This window comes from Micromonospora sp. NPDC048909, assembly GCF_040649635.1.
GTDB lineage: Bacteria > Actinomycetota > Actinomycetes > Mycobacteriales > Micromonosporaceae > Micromonospora.
In genome coordinates this window covers 1-12,483 of record NZ_JBEZFU010000023.1, presented here as the reverse complement: position 1 = coordinate 12,483, position 12,483 = coordinate 1, and the positions used below count along the sequence as shown (strand labels likewise).

15 protein-coding genes are annotated in these 12,483 nt (G+C 71.5%); 6 read left to right on the top strand and 9 right to left on the bottom strand.

Annotation, left to right across the window (positions count from 1 at the left end; genetic code table 11):
* From AB0C04_RS31795 to AB0C04_RS31785, 3 genes are read right to left on the bottom strand one after another with little or no spacing between them, the layout of a single operon-like run.
* Positions 1–798 (bottom strand): alpha/beta hydrolase, encoded by a 798-nt coding sequence (locus tag AB0C04_RS31795; RefSeq protein WP_357062072.1) that lies wholly within the window; start codon positions 796–798, stop codon positions 1–3.
* Between the two features lie 11 nt (positions 799–809).
* Positions 810–1,271: an SRPBCC domain-containing protein gene (locus AB0C04_RS31790; protein ID WP_357062069.1), complete on the bottom strand. Its 462-nt coding sequence runs from the start codon at positions 1,269–1,271 to the stop codon at positions 810–812.
* Positions 1,268–1,627: a metalloregulator ArsR/SmtB family transcription factor gene (locus tag AB0C04_RS31785; RefSeq protein WP_357062067.1), complete on the bottom strand. Its 360-nt coding sequence runs from the start codon at positions 1,625–1,627 to the stop codon at positions 1,268–1,270. Before AB0C04_RS31785 ends, AB0C04_RS31790 begins: the two co-directional genes overlap by 4 nt.
* A gap of 99 nt (positions 1,628–1,726) precedes the next feature.
* Between AB0C04_RS31785 and AB0C04_RS31780 the strand changes: the two genes are divergently transcribed.
* Both AB0C04_RS31780 and AB0C04_RS31775 read left to right on the top strand, forming a co-directional pair.
* The gene (locus AB0C04_RS31780) at positions 1,727–2,230 is read left to right on the top strand and encodes a GNAT family N-acetyltransferase (protein ID WP_357062064.1); all 504 of its coding nucleotides are present in this window, start codon (positions 1,727–1,729) and stop codon (positions 2,228–2,230) included.
* Positions 2,231–2,306: 76 nt separating this feature from the next.
* Positions 2,307–3,728 (top strand): hypothetical protein, encoded by a 1,422-nt coding sequence (locus AB0C04_RS31775; protein ID WP_357062061.1) that lies wholly within the window; start codon positions 2,307–2,309, stop codon positions 3,726–3,728.
* Positions 3,729–3,777: 49 nt separating this feature from the next.
* On the opposite strand, the gene AB0C04_RS31770 is transcribed toward AB0C04_RS31775, so the two are convergent.
* Genes AB0C04_RS31770 through AB0C04_RS31760 form a run of 3 tightly spaced genes read right to left on the bottom strand, consistent with a single transcriptional unit; the run spans position 3,778 to position 6,619 of the window.
* Positions 3,778–4,530, bottom strand: a complete 753-nt coding sequence (locus AB0C04_RS31770; protein WP_357062059.1) for an NAD(P)-binding domain-containing protein — start codon at positions 4,528–4,530, stop codon at positions 3,778–3,780.
* Positions 4,531–4,545: 15 nt separating this feature from the next.
* Complete coding sequence (locus tag AB0C04_RS31765; protein ID WP_357062056.1) at positions 4,546–5,577, bottom strand: LLM class flavin-dependent oxidoreductase; 1,032 nt, start codon at positions 5,575–5,577, stop codon at positions 4,546–4,548.
* Positions 5,570–6,619 (bottom strand): LLM class flavin-dependent oxidoreductase, encoded by a 1,050-nt coding sequence (locus AB0C04_RS31760; protein WP_357062054.1) that lies wholly within the window; start codon positions 6,617–6,619, stop codon positions 5,570–5,572. Before AB0C04_RS31760 ends, AB0C04_RS31765 begins: the two co-directional genes overlap by 8 nt.
* Before the next feature lie 107 nt (positions 6,620–6,726).
* Between AB0C04_RS31760 and AB0C04_RS31755 the strand changes: the two genes are divergently transcribed.
* Positions 6,727–7,218: a MarR family transcriptional regulator gene (locus tag AB0C04_RS31755; RefSeq protein WP_357062051.1), complete on the top strand. Its 492-nt coding sequence runs from the start codon at positions 6,727–6,729 to the stop codon at positions 7,216–7,218.
* A gap of 30 nt (positions 7,219–7,248) precedes the next feature.
* Here AB0C04_RS31755 and AB0C04_RS31750 read toward each other — a convergent pair whose 3' ends face one another.
* Positions 7,249–7,557, bottom strand: coding sequence for an NIPSNAP family protein (locus AB0C04_RS31750; protein ID WP_357062048.1), 309 nt, complete (start codon positions 7,555–7,557; stop codon positions 7,249–7,251).
* 112 nt (positions 7,558–7,669) lie between these two features.
* Positions 7,670–8,665, bottom strand: coding sequence for an aldo/keto reductase (locus AB0C04_RS31745; protein ID WP_357062045.1), 996 nt, complete (start codon positions 8,663–8,665; stop codon positions 7,670–7,672).
* Positions 8,666–8,789: 124 nt separating this feature from the next.
* On the opposite strand from AB0C04_RS31745, the gene AB0C04_RS31740 reads away from it, so the two are divergent.
* Together AB0C04_RS31740 and AB0C04_RS31735 are read left to right on the top strand one after the other, a co-directional pair.
* Complete coding sequence (locus AB0C04_RS31740) at positions 8,790–9,635, top strand: helix-turn-helix transcriptional regulator (protein WP_357062042.1); 846 nt, start codon at positions 8,790–8,792, stop codon at positions 9,633–9,635.
* A gap of 65 nt (positions 9,636–9,700) precedes the next feature.
* Entirely contained in the window at positions 9,701–10,480 is a 780-nt protein-coding gene (locus AB0C04_RS31735; RefSeq protein WP_357062039.1) for an SDR family NAD(P)-dependent oxidoreductase, read from the top strand.
* Between the two features lie 72 nt (positions 10,481–10,552).
* On the opposite strand, the gene AB0C04_RS31730 is transcribed toward AB0C04_RS31735, so the two are convergent.
* Positions 10,553–11,575, bottom strand: a complete 1,023-nt coding sequence (locus AB0C04_RS31730; RefSeq protein ID WP_357062036.1) for a zinc-dependent alcohol dehydrogenase family protein — start codon at positions 11,573–11,575, stop codon at positions 10,553–10,555.
* 287 nt (positions 11,576–11,862) lie between these two features.
* On the opposite strand from AB0C04_RS31730, the gene AB0C04_RS31725 reads away from it, so the two are divergent.
* Entirely contained in the window at positions 11,863–12,186 is a 324-nt protein-coding gene (locus AB0C04_RS31725) for a carboxymuconolactone decarboxylase family protein (protein WP_357062033.1), read from the top strand.
* The last annotated feature ends 297 nt before the right edge of the window (positions 12,187–12,483 follow it).

Below are 12,483 nucleotides of genomic sequence, written 5' to 3'. Positions count from 1 at the left end.
CTACCACCCGTCGGCGGCGAAGAAGGCGGTCAGCGCCGGGGCGAGGGCGTCGGGTGAGACGTCGTGCGTCTGCCCGTCGAGGGTGCGGTACGCGGCGGTGGGCAGCGCCCCGGCGGTGGCCTCGGCGGCCCGCTGGAGGAGCTGTGGGCTCGCGTCGCCGGCGAGGACCAGGGTGGGGACGGTGATCCTCGCCGCGAGGTCGCGGGGCACGTGGCCGTCGCCGAGAACGGCGTCGTCATAGCCGAGCGTCGGGGCGATCGCCTCGAACGCCTCCCAGTGCGGCTGGGCCCGCATGCCGGCGATCACCTGCGGCGGGACGCCGACGTGCGTCATGAACAGGGCGACCGCGTCGCCGTTGCGACCTGCGGCGAGCAGTTCGTGCAGGTGCTGGGTGTACTCCTTCAGCCGGCTGGCGTTGTCGCCGTCGGCCTCGGCGAGGAACGGCGGCTCGTAGAGTGCGAGCCGGGTGATCCCGGGTCCGGCGGCGGCGGTGGCCAGGGCGAGCAGGGCGCCGGAGGAGATGCCGTAGACGTACGCCTGGCCGCCGGCCGCCGCGATGACGGCCTGGAGGTCCTCGACCTCCCGGAGCACCGCGTAGGGCGGGGTGTCCCCGCTCTCGCCGCGGCCGCGTCGGTCGTAGGTGTGCACGGTGAACCGGGAGGCCAGCGCGGCGGCGAGCGGCCGCATCGGGCCGCCCGTGCGGTGACACAGGGCGCCGTCGACGAGGACGACGGCGGGGCCGTCGCCGGTGCGTTCGTAGCCGATGGCGGTGCCGTCGGCGGAGGTGACCACGGACATCGAGCTGCTCCTCACTCGGGCTGGGTGGGCTCGACGTCGAGGCTGGCCAGGTAGGCGGCGAACCGGTCGAGGCTGGTGCTGAAGCCGGCCCGCGCCTCGGCGCTCAGGTAGGCGGCGGGCACGTTGGTCTGGTGGGTGATCACTTCGGTGCGCCCGTCGGCCAGGGCGACGAAGGTGACCTCGGTGCGCATGCCGCCCTCGACGTCGGACTCGATCCAGACCAGCCGCTCCGGTCGCTGAATCTCGACGTAGACGGCCCGCATCCGGTAGGTGCTGCCGTCGGCGTCGTTGACCATCGTGGTCTCGAAGGCCCCGCCCGGGCGCAACTCCACGACGATGCCGTCGAGCGGCGTGCTGGTGCCGGCCGGGCCCCAGAAGTGGGTCAGGTGCTCCGGCCGGGTCATGCAGTCGAAGAGCAGCTCCGGGGAGCCGTGATGCACCCGCCGGTAGGTCACTTCGCCGGTCTCGGTCATGGTGTCGTCTCCTCGTGGTGGCGTGGGTCGGCGCTCAGAGCGGCCAGGTGCTCCGCGAGGCGGTCGTGGCGGTCGGCCCACATCTGACGGTGCCGGGCCATCCAGTCGGCGGCGACCTCCAGGTGTTCCGGCTCCAGCACGCACGGGCGGGACTGCGCCGCCCGTCCGCGCGAGATCAGACCGGCCCGCTCCAGCACCTTCAGGTGCTTGGAGACCGCCTGCTGGCTCATCGCGAACGGCTCGGCGAGCTGGTTGACCGAGGCCGCTCCGCCCGCCAGGCGCTCCAGGATCGCCCGCCGGGTGGGGTCGGCGAGCGCGGCGAAGACCAGGCTCAGTTCGTCCTCGACCACAGGCATGCCCCGACCCTATCCACAACCAATCGTTTGCACAACCAGTTGGTTGTCGTAGGCCCCCGCCGGTCGCCCGCCGGCCCGCCAGCCGGAATGATGATCGGCGTGGACACGGTGACGATCCGGGACCGAACCCCGGCCGACCTGCGACGATGCGTTGACCTGCTCGCCGACGTGCACCGCCTCGACGGCTACCCGCTGAACTGGCCGACCGAGCCGCAGCGATGGTTGAGCCCGCCCGACCTCCAGCACGCATGGGTCGCCGAGGTCGGCGGCGCGGGTCCGGTCGGCCACATCGCCGTACACCGTGCCGCGGCGCCACCGGAGCCGCATCCGGCCCCCGCCGAGGTCGGCCGGCTGTTCGTCGCGCCCGCCGTGCGCGGGCACGGCGTCGCCGGCGCACTGCTGCGACAGGCCCGGCGCTGGGCCACCGACCGCGACCGCGAGCTGCTGCTGGAGGTCGTCGACCGCCCGCGCTCGGCGGCCGTCGCGCTCTACGAACGCACCGGTTGGCGCCACACCCGCACCACCACGGCCGACTGGACCGCCCCGGACGGGAGCCCGGTGACCCTGCGGCACTACGCACTCCCCCGACCGCACCGGACCTGAAAGAGCGCGTTGCCGCCCGGATCCCACACCGTCACCGATCGATCCGACGTTTGCGGCGCGTCGTCACCATGGCGGGATGGACTTCGAGCTGACCGCCGCGGAGCAGGCGGTGTGGCGAGCCTTCCCCCGCCGGGCCCTGGTGGATCTGACCAGCGCCGAGGACCGGGTTGTTCGAGCGTCCGTCATCCGCGCGCTGCTGCTCGGCGCGATGCCTCCGGAGGCGGGACAGTTGGCTGCCCTGACCCTGGTCGGCGCCGAGATCTCCGGCACGCTGGACCTGTCGTACGCAGAGATCCCGTACGCCGTCCGTCTGAGTCGCTGCACCTTCGGAGAACGCGTCGAACTGGTCGGTGCCCGGACGCGGGAACTGGACCTGGCCGGCTCCCAACTCCGCGGCCTCTGGGCCGAGAAGGCGTCCATCGAGGGCAACCTTCGGCTGGCCGGAGTCCGGTCTGTGGGCAGCATCCGACTCGTGGCCGCCCGGATCGACGGCGCGCTCGTACTGGACGGGGCACAGATCGCCGGAGCGCCGGCGGTGGAGGGCGGTCTTCTCTCCGTCGGCCACGACATCCGGGGCCCGCGCCTGCGCTGCGAGGGCGAGGTTCAGCTCAACAGCGCCGACATCCGCGGTTCGGTGCGGCTGCACGGCGCCACGATCACCAACCCCGACGGCCGAGCCATGGCGGCGGTCGGCATGGTGGTCGGCGGGACCCTCAGCTGCTGCGACGGGTTCAGCGCCCAGGGCCGCATCAACATCTCCTTCGCACGGGTCGACAAGCAGGTCTGCTTCGAACACGCCCGGCTGCACGCCACCACGGGCGTCGGGCTCAACTGCCGGCAACTGCAGACCACCGAACTGGTGCTCGCCACCGGCGAACCGATCGAGCGTCCGGTCGACCTACGGCACGCGCGGATCGGTGTGCTCCGCGACGACGAGCCGCTCGGCTGGCCGACGACGCTCCGCCTCGACGGATTCAGCTACGACACGATCGTGTCGACGGCTGACGTACGGCAGCGGCTGGGCTGGCTCGACCGCGACGACGACGGGTACGCGCCCCAGGCCTACGAACAGTTGGCGGCGATGTACCGGCGTCGGGGCGAGGAAGACAGCGCCCGGACGGTGCTGTTGCGTGGGCAGCGGCGCCGACGGGCCCTGCAGTCGCGACCCATCCAGCTCTGGGGTTACCTGCAGGACGTCACGGTCGGCTACGGCTACCGACCTGCCCTGGCCGCCATGTGGCTGCTGGCGCTCTTCCTCGTGGGCACCCTGGCGTTCACCACCCAGCAGCCGGTGCCGTTGGACCCGGCGAGCCCGCTGCACTTCCGCGCTCCCGTCTACACACTCGACCTGCTGCTGCCGCTCGTCGACCTGCATCAGGAGACAGCCTTCGAACCGGTCGGGACGACCGTGTGGCTCGCGTACGGGCTGATCGCCTGCGGTTGGATCCTGGTCACGACCATCGCCGCCGGCACCACCCGCGTCCTGCGCCGCGGCTAGTCCGGCCGGCCGGAAAGGGCTGGCGATGGCCCGCCGGACTCGGCGTCACTCAGGACGGGCTCGCCACCGCGCTGGTGTCCGAGCCGTCCGTCGTCGGCACCGGCGTGCCGGCACGCGCCCGGGCGACGATCCGCCCACGCTCCGATTCCGGGAAGCGGTGGAGTCTGGCGCGAACCTCGTCGGCGTTCTCGTCGGCGCCGAAGAGTTCGGTGCCCGGTTCGAAGCGGACACCTTCGGCGAGCGCGCCGGCGATGACCGGGTCGAAGCCGAGCGCGTCCACGAGGGCGGCGACGGCGGTGCGGTCGGCGGGGTCGTCGCCGGCGATCGCGACCGCCGTGCGTGCGCCGTCGCCGGCGGGCCGGGCCTTGTCCTCGATGTCGTGGTAGCCCACGTGGTTGAACGCCTTGACGACCCGGGCGCCGGAAAGGAACGCCTGGACGATCTCACTCGACGAGGTGCGCGGATCGGTGAGGTCGTCCCGGATGCCGTCGACCTCCCACCAGTAGTTCATGGCGTCGACGACCAGTTTGCCGCGCAGCGCGTCCGCCGGGATGTTGCGGTACCTGCCCAGTGGCAGGGCGAGGACGACGATGTCGGCGCGGGCCGCGGCGTCGGCGGCGGTGGTGGCGACCGCTCCGGGAGTGAGCACCTCGACGGTGAGCGCGATCTTGGCAGTGTCGCCGGAGCCGGCGATGAGCACCCGGTAACCGGCGGCCAGCGCGAGCCTGGCGAGAACGGTGCCCAGCTTGCCGGCACCGAGGATGCCGATGGTCTTGCCGCCGCTCTGGGTGGTGTCGTTCATGTCTGTTCCGATCGCTCAGTTGGCGAGGATGTCGCGAACCATGGGGATCACCTTCGTGCCGTAGAGCTCGACGGCCCGAAGGCGTGCGGATACCGGCTGGGCGCCCGCGGTGTAGATGAGGTCGAACCGGCCGACGCCGAGGGCGCTGACGGTGCGGGCGATCTTGCGGGCGACGGTCTCCGGCGAGCCGATGTAGAGGGAGCCGTGCTCGATGTCGGCGTCGAACTCGGCCCGGCGAATCGGCGGCCAGCCGCGCAGGGCACCGATCCGGTCCCGGATGACCCGGTAGTGCGGCCAGAACACCTCCTTGGCCTCCTCGTCGGTGTCGGCGATGAAGCCCGGCGAGTGCATCCCGACCGGATACGCGGTCGTGCCGAACTGCTCCGCGGCACGCCGGTACAGGTCGACGTAGGGCGCGAAACGGGTGGGCGCGCCGCCGATGATGGCGAGCATGAGCGGCAGGCCGTGGCGCGCGGCGCGTACCACCGACTGCGGCGAACCGCCGACGCCCACCCAGGTGGTGAGGCGCCCCGACTCGGTCTTCGGGAAGACGTCGGCGTCGACCAGCGGGGCGCGCAGGGTGCCGCTCCAGGTGACCGGCCGCTCGTCGAGCAGTTTCACGAAGAGGTCGAGCTTCTCCTCGAAGAGCGTGCCGTAGTCGCTGAGGTCGTAGCCGAAGAGCGGGAAGGACTCGGTGAACGAGCCACGGCCGAGGATGACCTCGGCCCGGCCGTTCGACAACGCGTCGACCGTGGCGAAGCGTTGGAACACCCGGACCGGGTCGTCCGAGCTCAGCACGGTCACCCCGGAGCCGAGCCGGATGCGCGAGGTACGCGTGGCGATGCCGGCAAGAACGGTCTCCGGGGTCGACACCGAGTACTCCGGTCGGTGGTGCTCGCCGACGGCGAGGGCGTCGACGCCGAGTTCGTCGGCCAACACCGCCTCGTCGACGACCTGGCGGATCGCGGCGGCGTAGGAGACCGGCGTACCGGAGTCGTCCTCCGGCACGTCGCCGAAGGTGTCGAGGCCGAACATGAGGTCAGACATGGGTGGGCTCCTTGCTGAGTAGTTCCCGCACCCGCGGGGCGACCTCTCGGCCGAGCAGCTCGATGGAGCGGGCGCGGGCCTGGCGGGGCAGGTGCATGACGTCGTACTTGAGGTCGAAGCGGCTGAGCCGCAGGTCGCGAGCCATCGTGGCGATCTTCTGGGCGACCGTCTCGGGCGACCCGACGAAGAGCGCCCCGGAGTCGAGCTCGGCCGCGTAACGTTCCCGGGTCGGCCGGTAGAAGCCGCGTTCCCGGGCGAGCTGCGTCACGACCGGCTGCCAGTAGCGCCACCAGGTCTCGACGGCCTCCTCGTCGGTGTCGGCGACGAGACCGAGTGAGTGCTGGCCGACCGGCTTCGGGGCGTGCCCGTGCTGTTCGAGCGCACGGTGGTAGAGGTCGACGTGGCCGGCGAACCGCTGCGGGTGCCCGCCGATGATCGCGAGCATGAGCGGAAGTCCGTAGCGGGCGGCGCGGATCACCGAGTTCGGGCTGCCGCCCACGCCGATCCAGGTCGGGATGCCACCCGGGCCCATCCGTGGGTGCGGACGCTGCTCGGTCAGCGGGCTGCGGAAGGTGCCCGACCAGCTCACCGACTCCTCTCGCTGCAGTCGCATGAACAGGTCGAGCTTCTCCTCGAACAGCTGCTCGTAGTCGGCCAGGTCGTAGCCGAAAAGCGGGAACGACTCGGTCGCCGAGGCCCGCCCGAGGATGAGCTGTGCGCGACCGTTCGACACCGCGTCGAGGGTCGAGAACTCGTGGTAGAGCCGGACCGGGTCGTTCGTGCTGAGCACCGTGACCGAGGTGCCGAGCCGGATCCGCTCGGTGGCCGTCGCGATCGCCGAGAGCAGCACGGGCGTGGCCGAGTCGGTGAAGCCCTCGCGGTAGTGCTCGCCGACGCTGAACACATCGAGCCCCACCGACTCGGCCAGCCGGGCCTCCTCGACGATCAGCCGCACGGTCTCGGCATCGCCCAGGACGCGGTCGCCGTCGGTGGCCACTTCCCCGAATGTGTTGAGGCCCAGTTCGAAGCCTTCGGTTGTCATGGTCTCCTCCTGCTCCGGTCCCCGGCGGACCGCCACTCGGGGATCGCAACGTTGATTGACGCGTCAATTATTTCCACGATATGATTGACACGTCAATTGGAGGACGGATGACGGAGAACACACCCCAGCGGCGCAGCGGGCGCCAGCTGCCGACCACGGAGCAGCTGCGGATCTGGCGCGACTTCATCGAAACGGCGGACGCACTCAGGTCCGAGCTCAGCTCACGGCTGCAGACCGAGTCGGCGCTGTCGCCCGGCGACTACGCGGTCCTGCTCGCCCTCAGCGAGGCCGAGGGATCACGGATGCGCTCCTCCGAACTCGCGGCCGGCATCGGCTGGCAACGCAGCCGGCTCTCCCATCACCTCGGCCGGATGGAGCGGCGCGGACTCATCCGCCGGGAGGAGTACGCCGCCGACAACCGGGGCGCCGAGGTCGTGCTCACCCCGACCGGCGCCGAGGCGTTCCGAGGTGCCACGTACCCACATCTGCGCGCCATCCGCGAACTCTTCGTCGACGCGCTCACGCCGGACCAACTCGCCGCCGCAGGTGAGGTCGCCGTGGCGCTGCGCGCGCACCTCGGCCCGTCCGGCAAGGTGTGACGATCTCGGGAGGATGCCCGCCTCGGCTGCTCAGGACGGCAGGAGCGGACGCATGAACGTGCGCTCGTACCGCACGACGCAGCCCGACTCGTCGCGGATGCTGTCAGCCGCGACGAACTCCGGGTCATTGCCGAAACGTGCGCGGTAACGCTCGTAGGCTGCCAGGCTCTCGAAGCTGAACAGCGCTTCGGCCTGGTCGCTGGCTCCCTCGGCGGGCAGGAAGTAGCCGTGGTGCACACCACCGTGCTTGGCCACCAGCCGCATCCACGCGTGGGCGAAGCGCTCAAACGCCTCGATCTGCGCGGGGTCGATGGTGTAGTGAACGACGCAGGTGATCACGGCCCCACGATACGGGTCGGTGGCCGCAAGACGCCGTGCCGCCGCTCGTGGTGGGCAGCCGGCACGCGGCCACCCACCAGGCGTGAGCAGGGCGGATATGAGCCGTCCAGCGTCAGTTGCCGGCGCCCAGAGAGCCCATCATCCCGGTCGGATAGCGGTCCCCGCGAGCGGCGCCGGGCGGAACGGCCCGCTCGATGACGGCCAGGTCGTCGGCGGTCAGGGTGACGTCCGCCGCGCCCAGGGCCTCGGCGAGGCGTTCCCGGGTACGCGCGCCGACCAGCGGCACGATGTCCTCGCCCCGAGCGGCCACCCAGGCGATGGCCAACTGCGCGACCGAGCAGCCCTTTCCGGCGGCGATCCCGCGCAGGGTCTGCACCAGGCCGAGATTGTGGTCGAGGTTGTCGCCGTGGAAGCGAGGGCTGTGCGAGCGGAAATCGCCGGGGCCGGCACCCTGGCCGGGGGCCCAGTGCCCGGAGATCAGGCCGCGGGAGAGCACACCGTAAGCGGTCAGCCCGATGCCGAGCTCCCGCAGGACCGGCAGGATCTCCCCCTCGACGGCCCGGGAGATCAACGAGTACTCGATCTGCAGGTCGGCGATCGGGTGGACCGCGTGCGCCCGGCGGATCGTGTCCGGGCCGACCTCGGACAGGCCGATGTGCCGGACGTATCCGGCCTTGACCAGCTCGGCGATCGCGCCCACGGTCTCCTCGATCGGCACGTCCGGGTCGAGCCGGGCCGGGCGGTAGATGTCGATGTAATCGGTACCGAGCCGGGTGAGCGAGTACGCCAGGAAGTTGCGCACCGCCACCGGCCGGCTGTCGTGGCCGCCCCACGACATGTCCGGCCCGCGCAGCCCACCGAACTTGACGCTGAGCTGGTAGCTGTCGCGGGGGCGGCCGCGCAGCGCCTCGCCGAGCAGCAGCTCGTTGTGGCCCATGCCGTAGAAGTCGCCCGTGTCGATCAGCGTGATCCCCGCGTCGAGCGCGGCGTGGACCGTGGCGATGCTCTCCGTGCGGTCGGACGGCCCGTACAGGTCCGACATGCCCATGGCGCCGAGGCCGAGGGCGGAGGTGGTCGGTCCGGTGCGGCCGAGGGTTCGGGTCTGCATGTCCGTTCTCCTTCTCTCGATCTCCTCCACCATCCGTCGTCGGACGCGGCCACGGGAACGGAGCGCTTGTCGTAGGAGCGGCGATCTCTGGATGGCGGCCCCGCCCCGGAGAGACGATGGGGTCATGCAGCGCGCCGAGCTCGCCGATTTCCTGCGCCGCCGGCGGCAGGCCATCCGTCCCGGGGACGTCGGGGTGGCCGCCGGCCCGCGCCGCCGCACCGCGGGCCTTCGCCGGGAAGAAGTCGCGCTGCTCGCCGGCATGTCGACGGACTATGTCGTCCGCCTGGAGCAGGGACGCAGCGCACAGCCGTCGCCGCAGCTGCTCGGCGCGCTCGCCCGCGCGCTGCGGCTCAGCGACGACGAGCGTGCGCACCTCTTCCACCTGGCCGGGCACCAGCCGCCGCCGGGCGACGGGCCGGCGCGCTTCGCCCGTGCCGGCCTGGTACGCATGCTGGACCTGCTCGGCACGACGCCGGCCAGCGTCCTCTCCGACCTCGGCGAGACGCTCGCGCAGAACCGGGCGGGCATGCTGATCTTCGGCGATCCGAGCGGCTTCCGGGGGGACCGGCGATATCACGTGTACCGGTGGTTCACCGACCCCGAAGCGCGCCGGATCCACCCGCCGGAGGAGCACGAGCACCACTCCCGCGTGATCGTCGCCGACCTGCGCGCCGCTGCCGGTCGGCGCCAGGGTGACCCCGAGGTGGCCGGGCTGGTTTCCCGGCTGCGCGCGGCCAGCGCGGAGTTCCGGCGGCGGTGGGACGAGCACGAGGTCAGCGTGCGGCGCGCGGACCGGAAGACCGTCGTGCACCCGCGGGTGGGACAGCTACTGATGGACTGCGAAACGCTGACGACGCCGGACCAGGGGCAGGTGCTGCTGGTGTTGACGCCCGCGAACACGGACGCGGCGGAGAAGCTCGCGCTGCTGTCGGTGGTCGGGCTGGAGGAGTTCCCGGCCGGCACGCCCTGAGCGGCGCCACCGGGGCTCAACCGGTGCCCGGCGTGATACGCCCACGAACTGGAAGGAACAGCACCATGAACAAGCTCGCACTCGTCACCGGCGCCACCTCCGGCATCGGCAAGGCCTTCGCCGAGCGGCTGGCCGCTGACGGCTACGACCTGGTGATCGCGGGCCGGCGAAAGGACCGCCTGGACGAGTTCGTCGCCTCCCACCCCGAGGCCAACGTGCGGACAGTGGCTGCCGACCTGTCCACCGATGCCGGAGTGGACGCGATCGCCGAGGTCTGCGCGTCGCAGCCGCTGACGATGCTGGTGAACAACGCCGGCGTGTCGCACTACATGCCGCTCGCGGAGCTTCCCGCCGACAAGGCCCGGGAACTCGTACACGTCAAGGTCGTCGCCCCGACGATGCTCACCCGCGCCGCCGTCGCCGGCATGCAGCAGCGAGGCGACGGCGCCATCATCAACGTGGCCGGCATGATCGCCTTCAGCGGTCCGGCACCGGGCTCGATGATGCCCCGCCGGGCCGTCTACGCCGGCACCCTGGCCCACCTCGTCGCGATGTCCCAGACGCTGAGCGCCGAACTGGCCGGCACGGGCGTCAAGGTCCAGGTCGTGTGCCCCGGCGTGGTGGCCACCGAGTTCCACGAGCGGCAGGGTCTCGACATGAGCGTGGTCCCGCGGATGAGCGCCGACGACGTGGTCAGGGCCAGCCTGCGCGGGCTCGAACTGGGCGAGGTCGTCGTCGCCCCGGGCGTGGAGGACGCCGGGCTCCTGGACGCGGTCTTCCAGGCCGACCTCGCCGCATTCGGCGGACAGAGCCCCGAACTGGCCACCCGCTACCGGGCCGGCTGAGGCGAAGTCAGCGAGTGGCCCGGTAGCGGGTGGCTGCTGGACCGACCACACCCTTAGGACCGGCGCCGTGCGTCAGGGCTTGAGGAGAGCCTTGACGGCGCGACGCTCGTCCATCGCCCGGTAGCCGTCGGCGGCCTGATTCAGCGGCAGCGTGAGGTCGAAGACCCGGCCCGGGTCGATCTGCCGGTTCCAGATCAGGTTGATCAGCTCGGGCAGGAAACGGCGCACCGGGGCGGGGCCACCGTGCAGATGCACGTGGGAGAAGAACAACTCCTCGCCGGGCAGCTGGACCCCGTGGGCGACACCGACGTAGCCCACGTGACCCCCGGCGCGGGTCGAGCGGATCGCCTGCATCATCGACTCCTGGGTGCCGACCGCCTCGATGACCGAATGCGCGCCGAGCCCGTCGGTGAGGTCCTTGATCCGGGCCACGCCCTCGTCGCCGCGCTCGGTGACGATGTCGGTCGCACCGTAGTGGACCGCGAGTTTCTGACGGGACTCGTATCGGCTGACCGCGATGACGCGTTCCGCGCCGAACTGCTTCGCCGCCAGCACGGCGAGGAGGCCGACGGCGCCGTCACCGACGACAGCGACGGTCCTGCCCGGTGCGACCTCGGCCGCCACGGCACCGAACCAGCCGGTGCCGAGCACGTCGGAGGCCGCGAGCAGGTCCGGGATCAGATCATCCGAGGGGATGTCGGGGGTGGCGACCAGCGTGCCGTCGGCCAGGGGGATGCGAAGGTACTCGGCCTGGGCGCCGAGTCCGCCGATGGGCTCGCGGTGGACGCAGGAGCTCTGGTAGCCCGCGCGGCAGATGGGGCAGGTGTTGTCGGAGGCGAAGAAGGATCCGACGACGAACTGGCCCGGTTTGATGTTCCTGACCTCGCCGCCGACCTCCTCGACGACGCCGACGTACTCGTGGCCCATCGGCGACGGCCCGGTCACCGCCTCGACGCCCCGGTACGGCCACAGGTCGGAACCGCAGACGCAGGCGGCGGAGACGCGGATGATCGCGTCGGTCGGCAGGAATATCCGCGGATCCTCGCGCTCCTCCACCCGGACGTCGCCGGGGGCGTGCAGAACAGCACCACGCATCAGGTTCTTCCTCTCACCTTGACGGGCCGACCGGGACACCGCCGGTCACCCTCCCGGGCGTACCCCCCGTCCTGGGTCGGCCGGTTCCCGTTGTTCGTTACCCAGCAAACCCCGACACACCCCGCGCAGGGCGTTTCTGTTGAAAGGTGTAGTGATGGAGCACCCCATCGCCCGCGATCTGGGACGGCCTCGCCGAGCCAGGACGGCCGGAGATCGAGTGGGTCCAGCGCGTCACCGACGAGGACGGCCAGCAGCGGTCCTGAGCCCATCAAAGGAGGCACACCACCATGTCCGAACCCGCGCAGCAATCAACCGCCCGGCAGAATCTCGGCAGCATCGCGCCGAAACTGGTGTCGCTCACCGACGACGTCCTCTTCGGCGACGTCTGGGAACGCGCCGAGCTCGCTCCCCGCGACCGCAGTCTGATCACGATCGCTGCCCTCGTCGCCGGCGGCAACAGCGAGCAGTTGCCGTTCCACCTCAACCTCGGCAGACAGAACGGCCTCACCGAGACCGAGATCGTCGAAGCCATCACCCATCTGGCCTTCTACACCGGATGGCCGAGGGCCGTGTCCGCCATCGGAGTCGCCAAGCAGACCTTCAAGGCCTGATGCCGCCAGCGGTGGACCACTCCGCTGACACGCGACAGGTGCACCGCACCACACCCCGTCGGCCGCCGGGCCCGATCGGCATGAGCGCGCTCAGGCGGCGGGTCGGAGGTGTGAGCCGGCAGGCTTGGTCGCGCTTCCACAATCGGACGAGTTTCGTCCGCTTTGTGGCACGTTTGGGGGTGCCTGACCTGGATCCGGCGTCGGGGGGGGGGGGGGGGGGGGCCCCCCCCCACCCCCCCCACCCCCAAGAACCCGGGGCGGCGCGCGGCGCCACCCACCCCCCCCCAAAAGCCACAA

What these genes read in the sequence shown, in the direction of transcription:
- AB0C04_RS31730 (WP_357062036.1), bottom strand. Translation starts at nt 11,575, where the DNA reads ATGCGTGGTGCTGTTCTGCACGCCCCCGGCGACGTCCGGGTGGAGGAG.
- AB0C04_RS31790 (WP_357062069.1), bottom strand. Translation starts at nt 1,271, where the DNA reads ATGACCGAGACCGGCGAAGTGACCTACCGGCGGGTGCATCACGGCTCC.
- AB0C04_RS31745 (WP_357062045.1), bottom strand. Translation starts at nt 8,665, where the DNA reads ATGCAGACCCGAACCCTCGGCCGCACCGGACCGACCACCTCCGCCCTC.
- AB0C04_RS31770 (WP_357062059.1), bottom strand. Translation starts at nt 4,530, where the DNA reads ATGAACGACACCACCCAGAGCGGCGGCAAGACCATCGGCATCCTCGGT.
- AB0C04_RS31765 (WP_357062056.1), bottom strand. Translation starts at nt 5,577, where the DNA reads ATGTCTGACCTCATGTTCGGCCTCGACACCTTCGGCGACGTGCCGGAG.
- AB0C04_RS31725 (WP_357062033.1), top strand. Translation starts at nt 11,863, where the DNA reads ATGTCCGAACCCGCGCAGCAATCAACCGCCCGGCAGAATCTCGGCAGC.
- AB0C04_RS31735 (WP_357062039.1), top strand. Translation starts at nt 9,701, where the DNA reads ATGAACAAGCTCGCACTCGTCACCGGCGCCACCTCCGGCATCGGCAAG.
- AB0C04_RS31760 (WP_357062054.1), bottom strand. Translation starts at nt 6,619, where the DNA reads ATGACAACCGAAGGCTTCGAACTGGGCCTCAACACATTCGGGGAAGTG.
- AB0C04_RS31795 (WP_357062072.1), bottom strand. Translation starts at nt 798, where the DNA reads ATGTCCGTGGTCACCTCCGCCGACGGCACCGCCATCGGCTACGAACGC.
- AB0C04_RS31755 (WP_357062051.1), top strand. Translation starts at nt 6,727, where the DNA reads ATGACGGAGAACACACCCCAGCGGCGCAGCGGGCGCCAGCTGCCGACC.
- AB0C04_RS31740 (WP_357062042.1), top strand. Translation starts at nt 8,790, where the DNA reads ATGCAGCGCGCCGAGCTCGCCGATTTCCTGCGCCGCCGGCGGCAGGCC.
- AB0C04_RS31775 (WP_357062061.1), top strand. Translation starts at nt 2,307, where the DNA reads ATGGACTTCGAGCTGACCGCCGCGGAGCAGGCGGTGTGGCGAGCCTTC.
- AB0C04_RS31785 (WP_357062067.1), bottom strand. Translation starts at nt 1,627, where the DNA reads ATGCCTGTGGTCGAGGACGAACTGAGCCTGGTCTTCGCCGCGCTCGCC.